The following is a 25,432-nucleotide window of genomic DNA, read 5'->3' as shown; positions in this document are numbered from 1 at the left end:
TTCAAATTAACACAACATTTGTGCCAAAATAAGTTTTATGGGCAAGAACCTCACAAAAAGAAGTGAAGATTATTCTAAATGGTATAATGAATTAGTAGTTCAAGCAGACCTAGCAGAAAACTCAGCAGTGCGCGGCTGTATGGTTATAAAACCATACGGATATGCTATCTGGGAAAAAATGCAAGCAGAGCTTGATCGCATGTTCAAAGAAACAGGACATGAAAATGCATATTTCCCACTATTTGTACCCAAAAGTCTTTTTGAAGCTGAAGAGAAGAATGCAGAGGGCTTTGCAAAGGAATGTGCAGTAGTTACCCACTACAGATTAAAAACAGATCCTGATAATCCTAGCAAGCTTATTGTAGACCCTAATGCAAAATTAGAGGAAGAACTTATCGTTCGTCCTACTAGTGAAGCTATTATATGGAATACATATAAAGGGTGGATTCAATCATATAGAGATCTTCCACTATTAATCAACCAATGGGCAAATGTAGTACGCTGGGAAATGCGAACTCGCTTATTCTTGAGGACTGCCGAATTCTTATGGCAAGAAGGCCACACAGCACATGCTACTAAGCAAGAAGCACTAGTTGAGGCAGAATTGATGAATAACATCTATGCAGAATTTGCTGAGAATTTCTTAGCCATTCCTGTAGTAAAAGGTGTAAAGACAGAGAGTGAACGTTTTGCTGGTGCAGATGAAACCTTTTGTATCGAAGCCCTTATGCAAGATGGAAAAGCGCTACAAGCTGGCACATCTCACTTTTTAGGTCAAAATTTCGCGAAAGCGTTTGATGTAAAATTTACCACAAACCAAGGAAAGCAAGAGCATGTATGGGCTACCTCTTGGGGTGTATCTACACGACTTATGGGAGCTCTTATAATGACGCATAGTGATGACCAAGGACTTGTTTTACCTCCTAACCTCGCTCCTTTCCAGGTGGTGATTGTTCCAATATACAAAGGACAAGAACAACTGGATGCAATATCTCAAGTGGCAAATGAAATTGTACAAGACCTTAAACTGCACGGAGTTTCTGTAAAGTTTGATAATCGCGATACTCATAAACCAGGATGGAAATTTAATGAGTATGAGCTCAAGGGTGTTCCTTTAAGAATAGGAATAGGACCTAAAGACCTTGAGAAACGAACTGTAGAACTTGCAAGAAGAGATACACTGACTAAAGAATTTGTAGCCAAAGAGAATATTGTAGAGACTGTAGTTGACCTATTAAAGGAAATACAAGAAAACCTATACACTAAGGCAAAAAATTACAGAGACACGCATATAACGCCTGTAAATGACTTTACAGAATTTAAAGAAGTACTAGAGACCAAAGGAGGTTTCTTGAGTGCACATTGGGACGGAACAGAGGAAACAGAAGAGAAAATCAAACAAATAACAAAAGCAACGATAAGATGTATCCCTATGGATGCTGTTGAAGAGGAAGGAAAATGCGTTTTTTCTGGTGCTCCTTCTAATCGTAGAGTACTGTTTGCCAAGGCCTATTAAAAAAAATTTGAAAAAAGTTTCAAATTGGCTTGCAACATCTAGAAATATGTTTATTTTTGCATCCGCAATTTAAACGTTGTTCTAGGCCCGTTCGTCTATCGGCTAGGACGCATGGTTTTCATCCATGTAAGAGGGGTTCGATTCCCCTACGGGCTACACATTTTGAATACATAAATTCTGAAGGTAACACTTCAGAATTTTTCTGGCCCGTTCGTCTATCGGCTAGGACGCATGGTTTTCATCCATGTAAGAGGGGTTCGATTCCCCTACGGGCTACAATTTTTATAATTACTAGAAAAAACAATAATGGCAAATCACAAGTCAGCTTTAAAGAGAATTAGAAGCAACGAAGCTAAGCGTCTTAGAAATCGTTACCAACACAGAACGACTCGTAACGCGATCAAAAGACTACGCGATATGACTGAGCAGAAAGATGCACAGGCTTTATATCCAGCTGTAGCTTCTATGATTGACAAGTTAGCTAAGCGTAATATCATTCATGATAACAAAGCAGCTAACCTGAAATCTAAGCTTGCAAAGCACGTAGCAGCGCTATAATAGCACTACGATTATGATATACAGAGAACTTCTATATTTCTATAGGGGTTCTTTTGTTATTTAAGAAGTAGATAAGTATAACTTACGCTTTCGCGAAAGCAAAACCTCTCTACTACTTTTACATATTAAATTAATACCGCAAGAAATTCTTGCAACTGATTAGGCTAACCTCTGACGATGTTCGTGAATGTTGCCCTAACGTAAAACCACTTTAATATCCATAGAAATGGAAGATTTAGTAAAATTCGTACAAGACGAATTCATCCCAAAAAATGATTTCCCAACTTTTTCAGCAGGAGATACAATTACTGTATTTTATGAAATTAAGGAAGGTGAAAAAAGTAGAACACAGTTCTTTAGAGGAGTTGTGATTCAATTAAGAGGAACTGGAAGAACTCAAACATTTACAATCCGTAAAATGTCTGGTACTGTTGGTGTGGAACGTGTATTCCCACTTAACCTTCCTGCTATCCAAAAGATTGAAATAAACAAGAAAGGTATTGTACGTCGTGCACGTATCTTTTACTTTAGAGGTCTTACTGGTAAGAAAGCTCGTATTAAAGAAAGACGTGGCGCTTAAGCTACTACAATATATTATCAAAAAGCTCCATCATAACGATGGAGCTTTTTTTTGAACATATGTTAGGATACAAACATCTTAAAAGAGATAAATATTATACACACATCTACATTCGCATTGGAAGAATACAGATTCATTAATCAAGTAAATTACTGTTGTCATCTTTCGAACTAATTAGAATCTTTCCGTAATAGTTGACAAGAAGTTCAAAGTCACTCCCCTTCTCCTCAAACTTAATCTCCCTCCTTAAATACTACACATCAAGCATAGCTATTAGCACTACAGCTTTGTAACACACCTAAATGTCAAGGCCACCTTAATACTTTATATAACTTCTAAAAAAGCATTATACATCCCTCTTAATTAATTAAATGAATTCAATGTGTACTTAAATACAATATTCTTAATAATTCTAAGTGCATTCGCACACCTAAGCATTGCAAGTAACCTTAGTGATTTGGTATATTTGCTAGGCTCGACTTACGAGTGATTTTCAAAAGATTTAATAAACAAATACCTTCTAAATGGCGACAGAAAAGACCACTATAAAGTATACACTTACGGATGAAGCTCCTATGCTTGCGACGCATTCATTCCTCCCTATTATAAAACGATTCACCCAGTCTTCTAATATTGACATGGAGCTAGTGGATATTTCTCTAGCTGGTCGTATCGTTGCAAATTTTCCAGACAACCTTACCGAAGATCAAAAACAAGAAGATGCATTGCTTGCGCTAGGAGAACTAGCAAAGCAACCAGAAGCAAATATTATCAAACTTCCAAACATCTCTGCCTCTATACCTCAGCTTACGGCTGCTATAAAGGAATTACAAAGTGATGGATACGATATTCCAGATTTTCCAGAAGAACCAAAAACTGACGAGGAAAAATCTATACGTGCTAGATATGCAAAAGTATTAGGTAGTGCTGTAAACCCAGTATTACGTGAAGGTAACTCAGACCGTAGAGCTCCTAAGCCAGTGAAGCAATATGCGAGAAACAACCCACACAGTATGGGCGCGTGGAGTGCAGATTCTAAAACACATGTTTCTACAATGTCTCATGGAGATTTTAGAAACAATGAAAAATCTGTTACTATTCAAGAAGCTGGAAATGTGCGTATTGAACATGTAGCTGCAGATGGAACTGTTACTGTTCTTAAAGCTAACACACCAGTACTAGCAGAAGAAATTATAGACGCTTCTCTTATGGAGAAGAAAGCTTTAATTTCTTTCCTTGAAGAGCAAGTAGTAGATGCAAAAGAGAAAAACATCCTTTTCTCCCTTCACATGAAGGCGACTATGATGAAGGTTTCTGACCCTAAAATATTTGGACACGCAGTACGTGTGTTTTTTGCACCAGTGTTTGAGAAGTACGGAGCTACTTTTGATAAACTAGGAGTAGATGTAAATAATGGATTTGGAGACTTAGTTTCTAAAATTGACGAATTACCATCGTCAGAAAAAGAAGAAATCCTTGCTGCTATAAAAGATTGTTATGATGCAAGACCAGATCTTGCAATGGTAAATTCTGATAAAGGAATTACAAACCTACACGTTCCTAGTGATGTTATTATTGATGCATCTATGCCAGCAATGATACGTGCATCTGGACAAATGTGGAATGCAGAAGGAAAACAACAAGACACAAAAGCGGTAATTCCAGATAGTAGTTATGCTGGGGTTTTCCAAGAAACTATAGATTTCTGTAAAAAACATGGAGCTTTTGACCCTACAACAATGGGTACTGTTCCTAACGTAGGTCTTATGGCTCAAAAAGCCGAAGAATATGGATCTCACGACAAAACTTTTGAAATACCAGCAGCTGGAGTAGTACGTACAGTAGATGACGCTGGAAATACACTAACAGAACACAAGGTAGAAGAAGGAGATATCTGGAGAATGTGCCAGGTAAAAGATGCTCCTATACGTGACTGGGTTAAACTTGCTGTAAGTCGTGCAAGAGCTACTGGTGTGCCAGCTATATTCTGGTTAGATCAAGAGAGAGCTCATGATGCGCAACTTATCAAGAAAGTAAATCTTTACCTTAAAGATCACGATACTGATGGTCTTGATATACAAATCATGTCTCCTGTACTTGCTACACGTTTCTCTTTAGAACGTATCAAAAATGGACAAGACACTATCTCTGTAACAGGAAATGTACTTCGCGATTATAACACAGATTTATTCCCTATTCTAGAAGTAGGAACTAGTGCAAAGATGCTATCTATCGTTCCTCTTATGAATGGTGGAGGTTTATTTGAAACTGGAGCTGGAGGATCTGCCCCTAAGCATATCCAGCAGTTTCTAGAAGAGGGTCACCTGCGTTGGGATTCTCTTGGAGAATTCTTAGCACTAGCAGTATCGCTAGAGCATGTAGCAACTAGCCGTGGTAACGATCGCGCTCAAGTTCTTGCAGACACGCTAGATGAAGCGACAATTAAATTCTTAGAAAATAGAAAGTCTCCTTCTCGTAAAGTAAACGAGCTAGATAACCGTGGTAGTCACTTTTATCTTGCACTTTACTGGGCACAAGGCCTTGCTGCACAGACTGTAAATACTGACTTAGCTTCAGAGTTTGCACCTATAGCAAAAACTATGGAAGAAAACGAGCATACAATTATTAACGAACTAAATGCCGCACAAGGTGAGCCTCAAAATATAGATGGTTATTACAGCGTAAGCAGTGAGAAAACATTTGCAGCCATGAGACCTAGTGCTACATTTAATGCAATTATTGATTAGATTATAACGCTTTCGCGAAAGCGCACAACATTACTTAAAAGCCTCTTCTAGACAGAAGAGGCTTTCATTTTTTTTAACAAGTTTAATTAAAGAATTGTGGTTAGCTTTACTCAAAACTATAACATGAAAAAGTTCTTTACTTTACTCTTTCTCATAGGGGTTACTCAGCTTTCATTGAGTCAAGAAAAATATACACTAAGTGGCACAATCACCGATAGCTCAAGTAATGAAACGCTCATAGGTGTAAGTATATTATTTCCAGAATTAAGCGATGGCGTAGTGACAAATTCTTATGGATTCTATTCCATAACGCTACCCGAAGGAACCTATCAATTACAAGTAAGCTATCTAGGATTTAAAGATGTAATTGAGACTGTTAATCTTACAAGCGATATACGTCGCAATTTTAAACTAGCACCTTCTGAAGAGCTACTCAATGAGGTTGTCATAGAAGAAAAAGTAGAGCGAGTACGTATACGGAAACCTCAAATGAGTGTAAATGCATTGAGTGCTGCTACTATTAAACAAATTCCCGTAGTACTGGGAGAGGCAGATGTCATTAAAGCGATTTTATTACTACCTGGAGTTACAAGTGCTGGTGAAGGTGCTTCTGGATTTAATGTTCGTGGTGGTGCGGCAGATCAAAATTTAATATTACTTGATGAGGCTACCATATTCAACTCCTCTCATCTCTTCGGATTTTTCTCAGTATTTAATCCTGATGCGATTAAAGATTTAAAGCTATATAAAGGCGGAATCCCCGCACGTTATGGTGGTCGCGTTTCTTCTGTATTAGATATTTATCAAAAAGAAGGAAATAGCAAAAATGTAAAAGTAAGCGGAGGAATAGGCGCTGTAGCGAGTAGATTACTTGTAGAAGGACCTATTGTCAAGGACAAAGCTGCGTTTCTACTAGGAGGAAGAGCATCATATGCTCATTTATTTTTACCCTTATTTGACATAGACAACAAGGCATACTTTTACGACCTCAACACTAAGATTAACTATAATATAAATGACAACAATAGCTTGTACCTCTCTGGATACTTCGGCAGGGACCTCTTTAGTATAGATGATAGTTTTAAAAATGTTTATGGAAATGCCGTAGGAAACTTACGATGGAATCATATTTTTTCTGATAAATTATTTTCTAACGCTTCCCTGATTTATAGCGACTATTATTATGGTTTAGACCTTGACTTTGTAGGCTTTGAGTGGAATTCTGGCATCAATAACATTAACCTCAAGTATGATCTTACTCATTACTTAAATGATAAAATGAAGATTTACTCTGGGATTAATAATCTATACTACACCTTTAATCCTGGTCGCATAAAACCTAATGGCCCAGATTCTGGTATTATAGAAGAACAACTCACAAAGAAGTATGCAAATGAGTTTGCTGCATATGTAGATATCGAACACAAATTATCAAAAGATCTCACCGTTGAGTACGGGCTACGTTATAGTAATTTTACTCGCCTTGGTCAAGATGAGATTAATATATACAGAGATAATCAACCTGTAACTTTTGATCCGTTTTTATTAATTTATAAAAGTGAAGATCCTATTGAAACAGATACTTCACTATCGAGAAGCGATAAGCTAGCTACCTTTAATTCACTAGAACCACGTATTGCTGCATCTTATGCCTTTAATGACGACACCTCTATAAAAGCAAGTTACACACGACTCGTTCAATATCTTCATTTATTATCAAATACAAGCTCCCCTACTCCTCTAGACATTTGGACTCCTAGTGGACAATTTGTACAACCTCAAAAACTAGATCAATATGCTTTGGGATACTTTAAAAACTTTGAAGTAAAAGACACAGAGTACACCCTAGAAACTGAGGCATTTTATAAAAACATAGATGGTAGAGTAGATTATATTGATGGTGCACAACTTATCGCAAATGATGCCATCGAGCAAGTGGTATTACAAGGCGAAGCAAGAGCTTATGGACTAGAGTTTTTATTAAGAAAAAATGATGGTGACCTCAAAGGATTTATTGCTTACACGCTCTCAAAATCTGAGCAACGTACTCCTGGCAGAAACGAGAATGAGTTGGGTATCAATAGAGGGCAGTGGTATAACACTCCTTATGACAAAACTCATGACATCTCCATGAATCTAAGCTATGAGCTCAGTAAGAAGTGGAAATTTGGCAGTAACTTTCTTTTTCAAACAGGACAGCCTACAAATTTTCCTGTAGGACAATTTGAGTTTCAAGGAATAGTAATCCCAACATATGGTCCTCGCAATGAACAACGATTGCCATCTTACCATAGACTAGACTTAAGCGCAACACTAACTCCTAGTGCAAATGAAGGTCGCTCATGGAAATCCGAGTGGATTTTTAGTCTTTATAATGCCTATAATCGTCGAAATGCTGCTTCAATTAACTTTAGGCAAAATGCAGAAACTGGAAACAATGAAGCTATTAGAACTTCTATTTTTGGGGCAATACCGGCAGTAACTTATAATTTCAAATTTTAAGAATATGAAATATTTATTTTCCATACTTGTACTGCTTTTCATCGCTACTTCTTGTGAAGATGTAGTAGATGTAGATCTTAACAATGAAGCACCAAGACTTATAGTAGATGCACTTATTAGAATTGATACAGCACAAAATCTAACAGATGCAACCATTAAGGTTTCTTTATCATCTTCATTTTTTGGAGCTATTGAGCCTGCCTCAATAGAAAATCTAGAATTAAGAAAAGAAGACGATGGTAGTAGTGTTCCCTATGAAGCTATTCCTGGGTCACCTGGAATGTATCGCCCTTTCAGCACGACAACTTCTCCTGTATCAGACAATAAAATTGTAACTAACTGGCTCGTAGATGATAGTGAGTTTCTATTATATGTAACTTATCAAGATCAGCTATACCTAGCTAGAACTTCATTTGCGCCTTCGTCTCCTATTGATTCTGTCACTCAGGGTGATGGAGGACTCTTTGATGAAGATGATAAAGAAGTGATTGTGGCATTTACAGATATCGAAGCTCAAGAAAACTATTATCTTTTTGACTTCGGGTTCAATGAATTCTTACCTACAGAGGATCGATTTTATGAGGGACAACAATTTGAGTTCTCTTATTTTTATGATGCAGAAGATACAGGTATTGCAACGGGAGACGAAGTAAACATTAGTATTCTAGGAGCTACAGAAGACTTTTTCAACTACATGAACGGACTTGTAGAACAGAGTCAGCAGGGAGATAATGGACCTTTTCAAACTCCTACCGCCACCGTAAGAGGAAACTTTCTCAATGTGAGTGACATAGATAATATAGACCAGTTTGATAACGTAAATAGACCAGATGCTTTTATCTTAGGCTACTTCTCGTTATCACAAGAATTTACAACTAGCTTCGTTATTGAAGAGTAATTTTCTTTTTACGCTTTCGCGAAAGCGTACTAATAACATACATCTACATTTTATTTTATTACTTGATTACCTACATTAGCCTTTATGATTAAAAGTATCTTATCCTTTATATTATTTATAGTTACAACCACGCTTCTATTCTCACAGCAAGATATACCTCAAGACTATTTTGTTAATCCGCTGGACGGGCAGCTTGTTCTTGCTGGAAGTTTTGGAGAGTTGAGAAGTAATCACTTTCATAGTGGTTTAGATTTAAAAACACAAAGAAGAGAAGGACTTCCAGTTTATGCATCTGCGGCTGGTACGGTTACACGCATTAAGATATCGCACTACGGTTATGGGAAGGCCATTTATGTTACTCATCCTAATGGATACACTACCGTTTACGGGCACCTGCAGAAATTCTGTGATGAGATAGAAGAATTTGTAAAAAATGCACAGTATAAGAAAGAAAGCTTTGAGATAGAGCTTTTTCCTAAAAAAGGCGAACTAGAAATAGGTCAAGGTGAGATTCTAGCATATAGTGGTAACACTGGAAGCAGCGGCGGACCGCATTTACATTTTGAAATAAGAGATGCAAATGAACGCCCTATGAATCCGTTTTTATTTGGACTTACAGCAAAAGACACACGTAAACCTACTATTAATGAGCTCCGCGCGTATCCTGTAGGAGAAAATGCATCCATTAATCAAAATGCGAATCCAGTGTCTGTGAGACTCACACAGAAGCCTGATGGAAGCTACCTTGCCGAAAATCTCAATGCACATGGAGAAATAGGTTTTGCAATAGGTACCATAGACCAACAAGATCTAGCAAATAATAAAAATGGCATATATGCTATTACCACAGCTGTTAATGGTCAAGAAAACTTTGAAGTAACTATGGATAAATTTTCATTTGCAGAGACTCGCTATCTCAACCGAATGATTGATTACAGTCTATATAAAGACAAGCGTAAACGTGTTCAAAAATTATTTATAGAAAAAAACAATCCTTTGAGCATCTACACTAAGCAAGTGGATAATGGTGTGCTGAATATAATAGATAGCCTCTCTTATCAATATCAAATAAATGTGCGTGACTATGCAGGTAATAACGTAATCATTAATGTACCTATCACTGGTAAAAAAGGAACGATAACACCTGCTGACAAAAGTGAAATAGAAGATTATGTCTATAGTAATCAAGGATATACGTATAATGACGGCAAATTTGAAGTGTATATACCAAAAGGAGCGTTATACGAAGACACTTTTCTCAACTTAAAAACAGAAGGGGATAAACTTACACTGCACGAAGATTTAATCCCAGTGCATAAGAATATTGCTATCTCTTATGACTTGTCTAGTTACAATGAAGAAGACCGAGATAAGCTATATTTAGGTAGAATAGGATACAAAGGAGACGTTTATTATAGCAATACAAGAATTAAAGATAATAAGCTACAGATAAGCACTCGTATATTAGGCGACTATACAATAGGAAAAGATACGGATTCACCAATCGTAAAAGCTGTAAATATTACAAAGGGAAAATGGATGTCAAAATACAGATATCTCAAGTTTGAAATAACAGATCTTACTAGCGGCATTAAAGGCTATAGGGCTACTGTAAATGGCAAGTACATTCTACTCGAGTATGACCCAAAAACTAAACTTCTTACTCATGACTTTAATGACAAGGTGATAACAGACACAGAAAACAACTTAAAACTGATTGTAACTGACAATGTGGGAAATAACACTACATTTGAAACTACTTTCTTTAGAAAATCTGCCTTTTGAAAAACAACTACCTACTCCTACTCATTACGTTACTAGTCACAACTGCTAGCAGTCTAGCGCAAACCGCAACTTTACGCGGTATTGTGGTTGATGATAGAAACACTCCAGTTCCTGGGGTTTCTGTGTCTTATGGAACGAATGGAACAACTACAAATGATAATGGTTTTTACTTACTTGAAATACCTTCTGGTGAGAAAGTAACTATAAACTTTACCTATGTAGGTTTTAAAAAAATAGCACAACCTTTTAACCTCTCTCCTAATGCTGAAGTGGAGTTTAACCCAGTGTTAAGCGCAGACGTAGAACAACTAGGAACAGTAATTATAACCGCAACAACACAACAACGCGTTGAGGGTGTTGTGACGATATCGCCTGAAGTTATTAGAAAAACTCCAGGCGCAAACGCTGGAGTAGAAAACTTATTAAAATCCTTACCTGGCGTAAGTAACAATAACGAGTTGAGCACACAATATTCTGTACGTGGGGGAAACTTTGACGAGAACCTTGTATATGTAAATGAGATTGAAGTATACAGACCTTTCTTAATAAGGTCTGGGCAACAAGAAGGATTGAGTTTTGTAAACAGTGATCTTGTTCAAAACGTGGCTTTTAGTGCTGGAGGGTTTCAAGCCAAATATGGAGACAAATTGTCCTCGGTTTTAGATATAAGCTATAGGAGACCTACAGGTTTTGCCGCTAGTGTAGACGCAAGCTTACTAGGTGGAAGTATCTCTGGTGAGGGAATAACAAAAGACGGACGTTTTACAGCACTCACAGGGGTGCGTTACAGAGACAACAGCATGCTTGTAGATGCAAAGCAGATAGAAACAAATTTTAGACCTCGCTTTTTTGATGCGCAGACCTTTTTAACCTATAAGTTTTCAAATAAATTCCAATTGGACTTTCTTGGAAATATTGCTGTAAACAAATATGATTATGAGCCACTTACAAGACAGACTAATTTTGGAACTTTAGCAGATCCTTTAGCACTTGTTGTTTTTTATGAAGGCCAAGAAAAAGATAAGTATGAGACATACTTTGGAGCCTTAAAAGGAACTTACGAGCTTAATGAGCATACTACATTAAAGCTATTAGGCTCTGCATATCACACACAAGAGCAAGAGTATTTTGACATTTTTGCAAATTATCGCTTAGGACGTCCTAACACAAATATAGGGGATGAAAATCTAGGAGATGTAGAATTCACTCAAGGTATAGGGTCTCAACTTACCCATGCCCGTAATGATCTTGATGCGCTTTTTATTAACCTAGAGCACAAAGGAACCTACTTAAAAAACGATGATCAGCTAGATTGGGGAATTAAATATACTAGAGAAGATATACGTGACCGCCTCGAGGAATATGAAGTAATAGATTCGGCTGGCTTTTCAATTAGACCTCCCATAGGAGATTTTATAAACCAGCAACCTTACGAAGCTTTTGACGCTCTTCTTGAACCCTTTACAAATATAAGAGCACGCAACAATGTACAAATAGACCGCATCTCTGCTTATGGTCAATATAGCAAGCGCACGAACTGGGGCAATAATGAAGTTTGGATTAATGCAGGAGTACGGGCACATCAATGGACAGTAAGTGGTGAAGCCATAGAAAGTAATACACAAACCATTATCAGCCCTAGAGCTCAAATTAGCTTAAAACCAGGCGGAAGTGAGGATATGATTTTTAGACTCTCAGGAGGGCTTTATGCACAACCACCGCTCTATCGTGAATTAAGAGATTCACTAGGTCAAGTACGCCCAGAAGTAAAAGCTCAAAAATCTTATCATATTGTAGCTGGACACGATTGGAGCTTTAATATGTGGGAACGTCCTTTTAAATTAGTTACAGAAGCTTACTATAAAGGTCTTACAGACGTAAATCCATATACGTTAGAAAATGTACGTATACGATATAGAGCTACTAATAATGCTACTGCTCGATCGTACGGACTGGATACAAGACTGAATGGAGAGTTTGTGCCAGGAACTGAAAGTTGGATAAGTCTGGGTATATTACGCACAGAAGAAAATATAGATAATCAAGGCTATATACCTCGACCAACAGACCAACGATTAAAGGTTGCTTTCTTATTTCAAGATTATGCTCCTAGTATTCCAAATCTAAAATTATATATCAATATGGTATATCAAACAGGATTACCAGGAGGATCTCCAAGTTATGCAGACCCATATCAATTTGCAGAGCTACCGAGATTACGAGATTACTTTAGATCAGACATAGGTATAAACTATGTCATCACAGATGCAACAAAACCGTACCCAAAAGGACACTGGTTATACGTATTTAAAGATCTAACAGCAGGATTTGAAATCTATAATATATTTGATAGACAAAACTCGATTACAAATACCTTTGTAAGAGATGCTAGTACGAGACAACAATTTGCAATCCCTAATTTTCTATCACCTAGAGTATTTAATGTAAGAATGTCTGCAAAGTTCTAAACTAAGCAGGAACGCCTTCTAGAAATTCTTTTAAGATTTCTATTACATAATCAACCTCTTCTCTGGTGTTATATTTTGAGAATGAAAAACGCACACTAGGCTTTCCTAAATCTTCTCCTGATAAAATTTCTTGTAATACATGCGAGCCCTTATCGCTACCACTTTGACAAGCACTTCCTTTTGAACAAGAAATACCTTTCATATCTAGTTGAAATAATAGTAAAAGTGCCTTTTCTGAGGCTATAGGTAAACAAACATTAAGTAAGGTGTACGTACTTTTTTCTGAGTTAGAACAATTACCGTTAAGCTTAGCTTCAGGAATTTCTTCTTGTAGCCTTTCGGCGAAATAGTCTTTTATGCCCTTCACATAAGCGCTTTCTTCTTCAAGATTTTTGTAAGCATACTCCATTGCCGTTTCTAATCCTGCAATGTTATGAACTCCTTCTGTTCCCGCTCTTAATCCTCTTTCTTGAGAACCTCCATAAATTAAAGGTCTTAACCCGCTATTTTTTCTCACAAAAGCAAAACCAACCCCTTTAGGGCCGTGGAATTTATGAGCAGCTGCAGCAATGTAATCAACTGGAATCTTTTGTAGGTCTATATTGTAATGACCTATACTTTGTACCATGTCACTATGAACTAATGCTCCATATGACTTACACATAGTCGCAATAGCTTCTATGTCAATCATATTACCTACTTCATTATTAACATGCATTAAGCTCACAAGCGTTTTCTCATCACTCGACCTTAGCATTTCTTCTAGATGCTTCTCATCTGGTGTCCCGCAGTTCTTGAGGTTTACGTATTCTAATTTGATATTGTTAGTACGTGCTGCCTCTTCGGCTGCATGTAGGACTGCATGGTGCTCTATGCGTGAAGTGATTATGCGCTGTACGCCTAAATCACGGGCTGCGCTATTGATTACTAGGTTATCTGCCTCTGTACCCCCAGAAGTGAAAAATATTTCTCCGGCAGATACATTTAAAATTTTGGCCACTGTCTTACGCGCATTTTCTACAATACTTTTAGCACTGCGACCTACAGCATGTGTAGAGGATGGATTTCCAAATACATCACGCATTACTTGCATAATGCGGTCAAGTACTTCTTCTCTAATTTGCGTGGTTGCTGCGTTATCAAAATAAACCTTAGACATAAGCGTTATTCATTAGGGATTTGCGTACAAAAATAATCAAAATAACTCGAGACGAGTCCAAGTGCGTATTTTTTGGTTGTATGTAACTACAGAACTTTTACAGCAAAAAAATAGTTATTATAGTTGACTTGTTCTCTAGTAAATAACATTTTCGCGAAAGCGTATTTCAATCACTTTGCCCTATTTTTGCACTAAACATTATAACTATGAAGAAGCTCACGCTTTTACTTGCTCTTATTTTTTTTATCGTATCATGTGACGATGGCGATGTTATTGTTACCCAATTAGATTTTGACGATGTTGAGTTACAATTATGTGAGAATGTTGGTAATGTTTCTAATTATGTATTTTACAAAACAAAGTCTAGTACTAATGAAGCACTTGCTTTACAATTTGAGACAGATGAACCTATATTTACCGAAGTAAACACTTCTTATTCTGTTTTACTTTCTGGCACAGACCAATACTCATATCGTGTCTTTAATGGTGATCCCAGCAACTATTTCTGCAATGCGATACCTCCTACGAGCCCTGTGGTTCAAGAAGAATTTATTAGTACAGACGGACTTGTAGAGATTTTTACTAGAGGTACAGAAAGTGATGCAGATTTTATTCCTACAGAAATAGAAGATCCTACACTTTTACTAGACACAGATCTTGACGGTATACTTGATTATTTAGACTTTGACGATGATGGAGATAATGTACCTACAAGACTAGAAGGTGTAGTCCTTAACGAGGATGAAACAGCAATAGATCTTGAATTATCTCGAGATACAGATGGAGATATGATACCTGATTATCTTGATGACGATGATGATGGCGATGGGATTCTTACAAGGAATGAAGATCTGGACAGAGACTTAAATCCTAATAACGATAAATCTGACCTTGATTTTCCTACAGTACCAGATTATTTAAATCCAGAAGTTGCCGTAGAAACTATTGTAAATGTTTACAGAGAACACGAATACTTTATAACAGATTTGACACTTGACATCACGATTACTAATACGGTACTCGTAAATCCAGTTAATCAGGAGGAATTGAGAGATCAGACACTACAACTGCTAGGCACTTATTCTTCAAGTGATGTATCTGTAACTGTTACACCAGAGTTTAATTAGTCGCTACATTTTGGTATATATAAACTTCGGTTGCTCCTGCACCATACTTCTGAAAATCTGCATCATAAAACCTTAGATTATCATACCTACGGAGTAGCGTATATAGCTCTTCACGAAGTACTCCTTCGCCTACCCCATGTATAAAAACCATTTTAGAAATGCGCTTTTTAATAGCAAATTCTAGTTGTCTAGAAGCGGTGTCGAGTTGAATAGTGAGAATCTCATAATTACTCATCCCACGCTGTCTATCTACTAACTTATGGATATGCAAGTCCACCTCAAACATAGGAGCATTACGTTCCTTAGGGTTTACCTTTATTACTTTCTTTCTTTTTGCCTCTTCTTTTTCTGAAATTACGGCATCTGGCACTACAGAAAGTGCCGCTCTCATACTCTTGGAAACAGCGGGAATTAGTTCGCTTTCGCGAAAATAGGATATGAATCCATCTACATCTTCTACAGAAACCTCACCATTTTCTATAAGCACTACAACACCCTCAAAATCATCATCTAACGCTTGTACTTGATCTCCTAATTTCATAGATTTGTAATAATTTAGGTTATTAGTCAGTAAAAATATACAATGTATCGAAAAGTGAGCAGAAAAATCTACTACTTGCTATACCCTATTTACAATTGATTAAGTTTGACCCCAAGTTATAACTCAGTGTAAAGTTTAAATTATGAAAAATCTACTTCTTGTAGCAGCACTTAGCCTAGGATTCTCTGCTCATGCACAACTTTTTGTGAAGCCCACAGATGCAAACACTGCTTCCTACGTATTTGTAAATGATACTTTCATTTATGTTGAAAATGATGTTGAATTAGAATCTAATAGAAGTCTAACAGCTACAACAGATAACGGAATACCTAATATTGTTTTAAGAAACAATGCTCAAATTTTACAAGGAGAAGGAACCATAAGCAAGAATAACAAAGGAACGGGAGAGATATCTATATATCAAGAAGGAACTGTAAACAACTTTGATTACAATGTATGGGGTTCACCCGTGGGCTTATCAAGAGTTGAAGGTGGCGGAGGCTTTGCAGAACCTGCAAGAGGCGAAGGTAATGGTCCTTTTGCATTTAAAAGCACAAACACAGCTGCGCAAGTTCTATTCAAACCTACAAGCGTTACACTAAGTAACCCTGCATTTGCAATAGGAGGTTACGACGGTAATCAGAATTCGGGATCTTTAAATATTGCTAGTTATTGGATCTGGGCATATAAATCTGGAGAAAACTACGGAGATTGGATACATATTTCTAATACTCAAATATTAGAGCCAGGATACGGTTTTACTATGAAAGGCATTGCCGATACTGACAATACAACGATATCAACTGAAGTGGGTCAACCAGAGAATAATCCAGGTAGCTCACAAAGATATGATTTTAGGGGACGTCCTAATAGTGGGGATATTCAAATTGCTGTTGGTCCCGATAAGCAGACGCAAGTAGGAAATCCTTATCCATCTGCTTTAGATTTAAACCATTTTTTAATTAAAAACTCAAGAGGTGAAAGTGAACCAAATTCATATGCATACTCATATACATCACCATATTCTGGAGAAGTAATCAATAAGACTATAGATAGAAAAAGAGTAACTACTGGTGTTGCTTATTTTTGGGATAGTGATCCACTAGTTGGTTCTCACTACCTAGTAGACTATAAAGGAGGTTATGGAACCTATTCTCCAATGGGAGTAATAGATGGAGATGGCATCTATGTGAATGCGACGTTTCTAACTTATGATATTACTGGTGAATCAACTGGTCCGGCAGATACAGATGGAACATCATTATCTTATGATAGAAGATTTTCTCCTGTGGGACAAGGTTTCATGGTAACTGGAGCAACTAATCAAGATATGAATGGCACAGTGCCTGAAGACATCACCTTTAGCAATGAGCAAAGGATCTTTGTACGTGAAGGAGATAACTCAGATTTTAGATCTGCTCAAAGTTCAAATAATGATATTATATCAGCACATGGTGTTGCCAATTATTATGAAAACATTGGCGACCTAAGAAAACCTTCACATATTAAATTTTATGCAGGAATTAATGACACGTATTCAAGAGAAATGAGTATTGCATTTCTAGATGAAGCAACTGATGGTTATGACACCGCGATGGATGCGCAAACTATTAGTGAAATTGCGTCAGATGTAGGGTTCAAAATTGATGGAAAGAGCAACTACGTAATCAATGCTGTACCAAAAGATGAATATCAATGGATTCCTTTATCTATAAAGGCTTCTGGACCTACAGAGTTTAAGTTTGCAGTGCACTACACAGAAGCCTTTGAGTATAACGATGTTTTCTTAGTTGATATGGAAACAGAAGCATATCATTCTATACTTGGTGAAGAGGTTCTTATGATGCTTGAGGATGGCATTTATGATGATCGCTTCTTTATTCGTTTTACAACATCAGAGGCGCAGGAAGAGGAAGAAGAAACAACTGAAGAGGAAACCACAGATAATACTGATGTAGCAGATCAAACTGTTGACATAGCGGTAAACGAACAAGATCCATTTATTGAAGAGAGCGTTCTTGAATCTTTTACTATTATACAGAACAACATTAACAACCAACTTGAAATTTATAACCCAAATAACATTGTTGTTGAGGATGTAACGTTATTTGATCTATCTGGAAAAAAGATTTTTAATGAGATAAACTTAGGTGGCCAGAGTGAATATACTTTTACTACAAGAAACTTGGCAACAGGAATATATGTAGTTAAATTTACAACTCGCGACGGACTTACAAAAGGACGTAAAATTAGCATCGTAAATTAAAATATTATATGGATGAATACATGTTGCCCTGCCTGAACAAGAAATATTTAGGTTTTGAATGCATGGGCTGCGGTATTCAAAGATCCATTTCTCTCCTTTTCAAAGGAGAATTTATAGAAGCATTTTACATGTACCCAGCAATCTATCCTTTGATAGCATTGCTGGGTTTTTTAATGCTCAACCAGTTTACAAATTTAAAATTTGCAAATAAAGGTGTAATATTTTTAGCTATATTGACGGTCGCTACTATCATTATTAGCTACACAATAAAAATGACTAACTAATCAATTAACTAAACATCAAACATTAAAATGGAAAATCGTAAACTGCCTAATGTAACCATATCTCTAGTATTAGGGATTGTATCATTCATAGCTTGCTGCTTCTCTTGGGGAATAGGAGGAGTTCTACTCTCTGGAATAGGCTTATTTTTAGCAAACAAAGACAAGAAAACATACTTACTATCACCTGATAGCTATGATAATTATGGACAGCTTAAAACTGCAAGAATTATCGCTATTATTGGTTTAGTTTTAGGTGTGCTGACACTATTAATGATAGTTGTAATGCTCGTTATGTTCGGAGGAATGGAAGGTTTACAAGAATGGCAACAACAACAAATGGAACAAGCTGGAATGGGACAATAGTTTTATTATTCTTGAATAAACATTAAACGCGTCTCACGACGTGTTTTTTTTATGCTAAATCAAAAAAGCCGTTAAGATTAATAATCTTAACGGCTTTTTACGTTAAAGCAATGTAGCTTTTTACTTTTCAAACTGCTTAAGCGTCTTGATTATTATATCAGTACAATCTAATAATTGTTCTTCTGTCATTACTAGCGGCGGTGCAAAACGAATAATGTTACCATGCGTTGGTTTTGCAAGAAGTCCATTATCACGTAGCGCAATACATATATCCCAAGCTGTTGAGCTATCTTCTGTATCATTAATTACTACAGCATTCAGTAGACCTCGACCACGTACTAGTGTTGCAATATTACTAGTATCTACAAAAGCTTGCATCTTCTCACGGAAAATTGTTCCTAGTTTACGAGCGTTCTGTATAAGATGTTCATCCCTTACAACCTCTAATGCTGCTGTGGCTACTGCTCCAGCTATTGGATTTCCACCAAAGGTAGATCCATGCTGTCCTGGCTTTATCACCTCCATAATGTGATCATTTGCTAGCACGGCAGATACAGGATAAGCACCACCAGATAGTGCTTTACCTAAGATTAAAATGTCAGGTTGTGCGTACGTGTCTTTTTGCTTTTCACAATGAGACTCACAAGAGCAATTACCACAAACTGCCAGTAAACCACCAGTTCTTGCAATTCCTGTTTGAATTTCGTCTGCTATAAAAAGTACCTCATGCTTATTACACAAAGCTTGCGCCTTACGCATATAATCATCTGCAGGAGTATAAACTCCCGCTTCACCTTGGATAGGTTCTACCAGAAAACCTGCTATATTTTTATGTGATTTAAGCGCATTTTCTAGCGCATCCACGTCATCATATGCTATTTTAATAAATCCTGGGGTATATGGTCCGAAGTTTTTACGAGCGCCTTCATCATTAGAAAATGAAATTATTGTCGTTGTTCTTCCGTGAAAGTTATTTTCACATACAATAATCTGAGCTTCATGCTCTTCTACACCTTTTTTCTCGTAAGCCCATTTTCGCGCAAGCTTTATAGCTGTCTCTACAGCTTCTGCTCCTGTATTCATAGGTAATAGCTTATCAAAGTCAAAATACTCTGTAGCGTATTTTTCGTACGGTCCTAAGGTATCGTTGTAAAACGCACGCGAAGTAAGCGTAAGTGTTTTTGCTTGTTCTGTCATTGCATTTACAATGCGCGGGTGACAGTGTCCCTGGTTTACAGCAGAATAAGCAGATAGAAAGTCGTAGTATTTTTTTCCTTCTACGTCCCACACATAAACGCCTTCTCCCTTACTTAAAACCACAGGAAGTGGGTGATAATTGTGGGCTCCATGCTTGTCTTCTAGTGCAATTGCCTCTTGTGAAGAAAGTTGATCAACAGTGGCCATAATAATAATATTTTAAAGATAGTAATCTGCGATTCCTGCTTTTCCAGAGATGGAAATGGGGAGAGAAATCATCCCATATAAGACCTCTAAATTACAAATTATAAAGGACGTGCAAAACCTTCTGAACAATTCAGAATTGTTCTATTTTTGCGCCTATGGGAAGACGTAAACAAAACAGACAGGTTTTTGAAAATATTAGTGTAACAGATGCAGGTGCAAAAGGTAAAGCTATCGGTCACGCGCCAGATGGAAAAGTAATTTTCATCAATAACGCAGTACCTGGTGATGTTGTAAACGTACAGACTACAAAGAAGCGTAAAGCTTATTATGAGGGAACGGCAACTGAAGTTTTAACGCTTTCGCGAAAGCGTACTCAACCTCAATGCGAGCATTTTGATGCATGTGGTGGTTGCAAGTGGCAACACATGGATTATAAATTCCAACTAGAATACAAACAGCAAGAAGTAGAAAATAACCTGAAACGCTTGGGTAAAATAGAACTTCCCGAGCTTACACCTATCGCTGGGAGCTCAGAGCAATACTTTTATCGCAATAAAATGGAGTTTGGCTTTTCTGACTCAAAATGGCTTACACTTGAACAAATAAAAAGTGATGAAGTCATTGAAGATAGAAACGCGCTAGGCTTCCATATCGCTGGGATGTGGGATAAAATACTTGATATTGATAAATGTCATTTACAACGTGATCCTAGTAATGCCATACGTAATGGTATAAAAGAATTTGCAACTGCAAATAATATGGCATTTTATAATGCCCGTAATCAAGATGGACTCCTTCGCACATTAATGATACGCACATCATCTAATGGTGAGTTAATGGTTTTAGTTCAGTTCTTTAAGGAAGAAACTGAGAATAGAGAATTACTCCTCAACTATATAAAAGACACTTGGCCAGAAATAACTTCGCTATTATATGTGATAAATAGTAAAGGGAACGATACCATTTATGACCAAGAGGTTATATGCTTCTCTGGAAGAGATCATATTTTTGAAGAAATGGAAGGTCTTAAGTTTAAAATTAATGCCAAATCATTCTACCAAACGAATTCAAAACAAGCTTACGAGTTGTACAAAATCACACGAGACTTTGCTGGACTTAGTGGTAATGAACTAGTGTATGATTTATATACTGGAACTGGTACTATTGCTCAGTTTGTAGCAAAGAAAGCTAGAAAAGTGATTGGTGTAGAAGCTGTACCAGATGCAATTGAAGCAGCTAAGGAAAATGCAAAGCTTAATGGCATTGAAAATACAGAGTTTTTTGTGGGTGACATGAAGAAGGTATTCAATACAGACTTTATAAATACCCATGGCGTTCCAGATATTATCATCACAGACCCGCCTAGAGATGGAATGCACGCAGACGTTGTACAGCAAATTATAAACATATCACCAGAAAAAGTGGTGTATGTGAGTTGTAATAGTGCAACACAAGCACGTGATCTTGCGTTATTAGATGACACCTACAAAGTAACTAAGGTTCAACCTGTAGATATGTTTCCTCAAACTCATCATGTTGAGAATGTAGTATTGCTTGAAAAGAGATAATATGAGAAAGCTACTTTTAATATTAATAATAGGTGCTAGTTTTGGACAGATTTCTTGCGAACGAGATGATATCTGCGCAGAGACTACTCCCACTACTCCATTACTTATTATTGAATTTTATGATGTAAATAATCCGACATTATTAAAAGCTCCTAATAATCTAACTATTTCAACAATTGTTAACGAAGAGGTAAATGAAGTATTAGCGCTCGTAAACCTAGAAAGTATAGAAATTCCTTTACGTACAAATAACGAACTCACAACGTACTCATTTACTATCAATACTGCCGAAGATGATGAGGAAGAAGCCAATACGGATGTTTTAACTTTCACTTATACCGTTACAGATGAGTTTGTAAATAAAGCATGTGGCTTTAGAGTGGTTTATGACGATTTACAAAATACAAATGATCCTCAACAAGATGGAGCATGGATACAAAATATAGATATTGAAAACCCAACGGTTAATGATCAAAATGAGGCACATATTTCTATTTTTCACTAGTATAATTTTCACCGTTTTCACCAGCTCTGTAAGAGCTCAAAAAACCTCTATAGAAAATACTGCTAGTGATTCTATTACTGCTCCTGCAGACTACTATGGTTTGCGCCTTGGTGTGGATATTTCTAAACCTATTAGGTCCTTTCTAGACGATAATTACAAAGGACTAGAACTCGTTGCAGACTTTAGACTTAAGAAGAATTATTATGTTGCTGCAGAAATAGGTAACGAAACCTGGAACTCTGACCTCCCTAATCTTGAGAATACCACTAGCGGAAGCTACATTAAAGCAGGTTTCAATTACAATACCTATGAAAACTGGTTTGGGATGAACAATCTCATTTACGCAGGGGTTAGAGCTGGTTTTTCAAGTTTTAGTCAAGATCTAGAAAGCTATACAATTTATACCACAAATCCAGTATTTGGTGATGATACTAGGTCAATAAGTCAAGAATTCAAAGGTCTCAATGCAACTTGGCTCGAACTCAAAATTGGCTTAGAGGTAGAATTATTTAGCAACATTTACCTAGGGGTCAACATACAATTAAAAAGAACTGTTACAACTACAGATCCAGACGGCTACTCTAACTTATATATACCAGGGTTCGGAGAACTCACAGAAGGCACTCCTATAGGCGTAGGTTATGGATATACACTATCATATCTAATCCCTATTTTCAAAAAGTAATTATTTACGCTTTCGCGAAAACGGACTACTCCTCTTCCCTATCTAGGTATTTAGCTTTTTTACTTCCCTCGTACATTTCATATTTGACAAGTCTGCTCTCTAAACTACCGTTGAAACATTTAATTTTTCTACTCGGTCTAAGTCCTACATGTTTTAATGATTCCATATTTGATGTAATCATCCAAGCGTGAGATCCAGGATATCCAGATTTAAGAGTGTCTCCTATTTCTTTATAAAATTCTTCCATCTCAATAGGTAAACGTTCCCCATATGGTGGGTTAAATACCATCTGTAAGAAGTCATTCCCTTCCTTTTCTGTATTAAAAAAATTCTCTTCTCTTATAGTAACGAAATCAGATAGCTGAGCATTCTTAACATTCTCTCTTGCTTTCTCTACAGCAGATGGAGCTTTATCATATCCAGTGATGGTGTACCTAAAATCTTTAACTCTTTTTAAAGCAGAGGCTTCAATGAGCTCAAAGAGATCAACATCCCAGTCTCCCCACTTTTCGAAAGCAAATTCTTTTCTATTAAGATTTGCAGGAACATTACAAGCTATCATTGCAGCCTCTATACACATGGTACCAGAACCACACATAGGATCAAGAAAATCTGACTGTCCGTACCATCCGCTCATCATTATTAGCCCAGCAGCAAGTGCCTCATTAATAGGAGCAATATTTGTAGCAGTACGATAACCTCTATGGTGAAGAGAAGCTCCACTACTATCTAAAGATAGCGTACACCAATTATCTTGTATATGCACATTGAGACGAAGGTCTGGATGCTTTGTATCCACATTAGGCCTTACATTCTCTTCACGACGGAATTTATCTACAATAGCATCCTTGGTCTTAAATGAGATATACTGAGAATGGGTAAATGTAGGGCCGCTTACGGTTGCATTTATTGCAAACGTAGTATTCACATCCATATATTTACGCCAATTAATTCGCTGCATGCGACGATACAAGTCGTCTTCATTCATCACCCTAAATTCAGCAATAGGTTTTAAAATCTTGATAGCCGTACGACAGCAAAGATTTGCTTTATACATAAAGCCTTTATCACCTTCAAAAGAAACATTACGTACGCCTATTTGCACGTTACCAGCACCTAAAATACGTAGTTCTTCTGCTAATATATTTTCAAAGCCAAAAAACGTTTTGGCTACCATCTTAAAGTTTTGACTTGTCTCGCTCATATACCGCAAAAATACGTTAATTTTATCGCCTTAACACCGCAAAATACCTAACCATTTGTTAGCAATTATCTTACCCATTATCGCAGTTATTATTGGATTCACTATTGCGCTTATTTTTAAGCCTGTAGTAAATAATAGCATCAAGCTTTTGCTTTCATTTAGCGGCGCTTTTCTATTATCGGTTATCATATTTGAATTTCTACCTGAAGTTTATAATGAAAACACAACTAATATAGGTATTTATATTATGGCTGGATTACTTGTTCAAATACTGTTAGAATTTGGTTCTAAAGGAGCTGAACATGGCCACATGCATCATCAGGATCAAGGGAGCTTCCCCTTCTTACTATTCGTAAGTTTGTGTTTACATTCTATAATTGAAGGTTTTCCCATAGCAGATAATCAGGATTTACTTTATGGAGTAATCATCCACAAGATTCCAATTGCCATCATTATATCGGCTTTTTTATTTAACTCTAAAATGAGTAATATAAAATCAGGTATATTTCTAGTTCTTTTTGGATTAATGACACCCATAGGAGCGTTTTTGAAGTCTCAATTGATATTTCTACAAGAATATAGCACCTATGTAAATGCGTTTGTAGTAGGCGTACTATTGCACGTATCTACTACTATTCTATTTGAATCTTCAAAAGATCATCAATTTAATGCCTCTAAATTTACCGTTATATTACTAGGTATAATAATAGCATACTTTTTATAATGTTCACAAGAGAAGAGTCTAAAGAAATACGAAAACAATTTTGGATTTTTTTCGGGAAAAGATATCCTAGGAAGTGGATGTTGTATAATACTGGAGTCAAAGATTTAAACCTCAAATTTGATTTTGATAATAACAAAGCTATAGTATCTATAGATTCAGAATCTCGTGATGAAATAGACAGAATTTATTACTTCGATAAAATATTGAGTCTTAAAAACCTACTTTTGGATGAATTGTCACAGAATATAATTTTTGATTCTGAATATATTCTAGAAAGTGGAAAACTCATCTCAAGGGCATATATTAAATTAGAGGGGGTTAACATTCATAATAAGAATCACTGGCCAAAGGTTTTTGACTTTATGTTTGAAAACATGTCCAAACTAGAACTCTTCTACTTAGAATATCAGGATTTTATAAAATCTTAATATAAAGTTCTTTTAAAATTAGTACCATCAAGCTACACAAAGTTTAAAATAGGTGTTCTACTTCTTATCACTCCTATTAGACAGAACAACCATTGTTAGCAACCCATATAGACTTCCTTA

Annotated in this window: 21 protein-coding genes and 2 tRNA genes; 19 read left to right on the top strand and 4 right to left on the bottom strand. The window is 36.6% G+C overall.

Features of this window, described 5'->3' with window-relative positions:
- Window positions 1–37: 37 nt before the first annotated feature.
- From proS to KRODI_RS10670, 10 genes are all read left to right on the top strand, one after another.
- The gene (gene proS, locus KRODI_RS10715) at window positions 38–1,516 is read left to right on the top strand and encodes a proline--tRNA ligase (protein ID WP_013751624.1); all 1,479 of its coding nucleotides are present in this window, start codon (window positions 38–40) and stop codon (window positions 1,514–1,516) included.
- Window positions 1,517–1,600: 84 nt separating this feature from the next.
- Window positions 1,601–1,672, top strand: a tRNA-Glu gene (locus tag KRODI_RS10710).
- A 48-nt stretch (window positions 1,673–1,720) separates the two neighbouring features.
- A tRNA-Glu gene (locus tag KRODI_RS10705) sits at window positions 1,721–1,792 on the top strand.
- 30 nt (window positions 1,793–1,822) lie between these two features.
- Window positions 1,823–2,074: a 30S ribosomal protein S20 gene (gene rpsT, locus KRODI_RS10700; RefSeq protein ID WP_013751623.1), complete on the top strand. Its 252-nt coding sequence runs from the start codon at window positions 1,823–1,825 to the stop codon at window positions 2,072–2,074.
- Window positions 2,075–2,300: 226 nt separating this feature from the next.
- Entirely contained in the window at window positions 2,301–2,654 is a 354-nt protein-coding gene (rplS, locus tag KRODI_RS10695; protein ID WP_013751622.1) for a 50S ribosomal protein L19, read from the top strand.
- A gap of 524 nt (window positions 2,655–3,178) precedes the next feature.
- Window positions 3,179–5,401, top strand: a complete 2,223-nt coding sequence (locus KRODI_RS10690) for an NADP-dependent isocitrate dehydrogenase (RefSeq protein WP_013751621.1) — start codon at window positions 3,179–3,181, stop codon at window positions 5,399–5,401.
- Window positions 5,402–5,524: 123 nt separating this feature from the next.
- Complete coding sequence (locus tag KRODI_RS10685) at window positions 5,525–7,903, top strand: TonB-dependent receptor (RefSeq protein WP_013751620.1); 2,379 nt, start codon at window positions 5,525–5,527, stop codon at window positions 7,901–7,903.
- Window positions 7,904–7,907: 4 nt separating this feature from the next.
- Window positions 7,908–8,801 carry a DUF4249 family protein gene (locus tag KRODI_RS10680; RefSeq protein ID WP_013751619.1) on the top strand — a complete coding sequence of 298 codons (894 nt, stop codon included), beginning with the start codon at window positions 7,908–7,910 and terminating at the stop codon, window positions 8,799–8,801.
- Between the two features lie 84 nt (window positions 8,802–8,885).
- Window positions 8,886–10,586, top strand: a complete 1,701-nt coding sequence (locus tag KRODI_RS10675; RefSeq protein WP_013751618.1) for a M23 family metallopeptidase — start codon at window positions 8,886–8,888, stop codon at window positions 10,584–10,586.
- Window positions 10,583–13,054, top strand: a complete 2,472-nt coding sequence (locus KRODI_RS10670; RefSeq protein ID WP_013751617.1) for a carboxypeptidase-like regulatory domain-containing protein — start codon at window positions 10,583–10,585, stop codon at window positions 13,052–13,054. The genes KRODI_RS10675 and KRODI_RS10670 overlap by 4 nt, the downstream gene beginning before the upstream one ends.
- A 1-nt stretch (window position 13,055) precedes the next feature.
- On the opposite strand, the gene KRODI_RS10665 is transcribed toward KRODI_RS10670, so the two are convergent.
- Window positions 13,056–14,213, bottom strand: coding sequence for a cysteine desulfurase family protein (locus tag KRODI_RS10665; RefSeq protein WP_013751616.1), 1,158 nt, complete (start codon window positions 14,211–14,213; stop codon window positions 13,056–13,058).
- A gap of 206 nt (window positions 14,214–14,419) precedes the next feature.
- On the opposite strand from KRODI_RS10665, the gene KRODI_RS15125 reads away from it, so the two are divergent.
- Window positions 14,420–15,340, top strand: coding sequence for a hypothetical protein (locus tag KRODI_RS15125; RefSeq protein WP_013751615.1), 921 nt, complete (start codon window positions 14,420–14,422; stop codon window positions 15,338–15,340).
- Here KRODI_RS15125 and KRODI_RS10655 read toward each other — a convergent pair.
- Window positions 15,333–15,881: a Smr/MutS family protein gene (locus KRODI_RS10655; protein WP_013751614.1), complete on the bottom strand. Its 549-nt coding sequence runs from the start codon at window positions 15,879–15,881 to the stop codon at window positions 15,333–15,335. The genes KRODI_RS15125 and KRODI_RS10655 overlap by 8 nt on opposite strands.
- 142 nt (window positions 15,882–16,023) lie before the next feature.
- Here KRODI_RS10655 and KRODI_RS10650 point away from each other — a divergent pair, with 142 nt between their 5' ends.
- Genes KRODI_RS10650 through KRODI_RS10640 form a run of 3 tightly spaced genes read left to right on the top strand, consistent with a single transcriptional unit; the run spans window position 16,024 to window position 18,794 of the window.
- Window positions 16,024–18,147 carry a T9SS type A sorting domain-containing protein gene (locus KRODI_RS10650; protein WP_013751613.1) on the top strand — a complete coding sequence of 708 codons (2,124 nt, stop codon included), beginning with the start codon at window positions 16,024–16,026 and terminating at the stop codon, window positions 18,145–18,147.
- Window positions 18,148–18,155: 8 nt separating this feature from the next.
- Window positions 18,156–18,431, top strand: a complete 276-nt coding sequence (locus tag KRODI_RS10645; RefSeq protein WP_013751612.1) for a DUF2752 domain-containing protein — start codon at window positions 18,156–18,158, stop codon at window positions 18,429–18,431.
- Window positions 18,432–18,458: 27 nt separating this feature from the next.
- Window positions 18,459–18,794: a CCC motif membrane protein gene (locus tag KRODI_RS10640; RefSeq protein WP_013751611.1), complete on the top strand. Its 336-nt coding sequence runs from the start codon at window positions 18,459–18,461 to the stop codon at window positions 18,792–18,794.
- Between the two features lie 120 nt (window positions 18,795–18,914).
- Here the strand turns inward: KRODI_RS10640 and rocD are convergent, their stop codons facing one another.
- Entirely contained in the window at window positions 18,915–20,198 is a 1,284-nt protein-coding gene (rocD, locus tag KRODI_RS10635; protein WP_013751610.1) for an ornithine--oxo-acid transaminase, read from the bottom strand.
- Between the two features lie 155 nt (window positions 20,199–20,353).
- Between rocD and rlmD the strand changes: the two genes are divergently transcribed.
- From rlmD to KRODI_RS10620, 3 genes are read left to right on the top strand one after another with little or no spacing between them, the layout of a single operon-like run.
- Window positions 20,354–21,766: a 23S rRNA (uracil(1939)-C(5))-methyltransferase RlmD gene (rlmD, locus tag KRODI_RS10630; protein WP_013751609.1), complete on the top strand. Its 1,413-nt coding sequence runs from the start codon at window positions 20,354–20,356 to the stop codon at window positions 21,764–21,766.
- Window position 21,767: 1 nt separating this feature from the next.
- The gene (locus KRODI_RS10625) at window positions 21,768–22,271 is read left to right on the top strand and encodes a DUF6452 family protein (RefSeq protein WP_013751608.1); all 504 of its coding nucleotides are present in this window, start codon (window positions 21,768–21,770) and stop codon (window positions 22,269–22,271) included.
- Window positions 22,243–22,956: a DUF6048 family protein gene (locus KRODI_RS10620; protein ID WP_237699365.1), complete on the top strand. Its 714-nt coding sequence runs from the start codon at window positions 22,243–22,245 to the stop codon at window positions 22,954–22,956. Before KRODI_RS10625 ends, KRODI_RS10620 begins: the two co-directional genes overlap by 29 nt.
- A gap of 25 nt (window positions 22,957–22,981) precedes the next feature.
- Here KRODI_RS10620 and KRODI_RS10615 read toward each other — a convergent pair whose 3' ends face one another.
- Window positions 22,982–24,133 carry a class I SAM-dependent RNA methyltransferase gene (locus KRODI_RS10615; RefSeq protein WP_013751606.1) on the bottom strand — a complete coding sequence of 384 codons (1,152 nt, stop codon included), beginning with the start codon at window positions 24,131–24,133 and terminating at the stop codon, window positions 22,982–22,984.
- A gap of 82 nt (window positions 24,134–24,215) precedes the next feature.
- On the opposite strand from KRODI_RS10615, the gene KRODI_RS10610 reads away from it, so the two are divergent.
- On the top strand, window positions 24,216–24,884 hold the full coding sequence (locus tag KRODI_RS10610; protein WP_013751605.1) for a ZIP family metal transporter: 669 nt from the start codon (window positions 24,216–24,218) through the stop codon (window positions 24,882–24,884).
- Window positions 24,884–25,312, top strand: coding sequence for a DUF4268 domain-containing protein (locus KRODI_RS10605; RefSeq protein ID WP_013751604.1), 429 nt, complete (start codon window positions 24,884–24,886; stop codon window positions 25,310–25,312). Before KRODI_RS10610 ends, KRODI_RS10605 begins: the two co-directional genes overlap by 1 nt.
- Window positions 25,313–25,432 lie beyond the last annotated feature (120 nt).

Origin of the sequence: Dokdonia sp. 4H-3-7-5, from assembly GCF_000212355.1 — a bacterium.
Lineage (GTDB): Bacteria > Bacteroidota > Bacteroidia > Flavobacteriales > Flavobacteriaceae > Dokdonia.
This window is presented reverse-complemented; position numbering and strand designations above follow the sequence as displayed.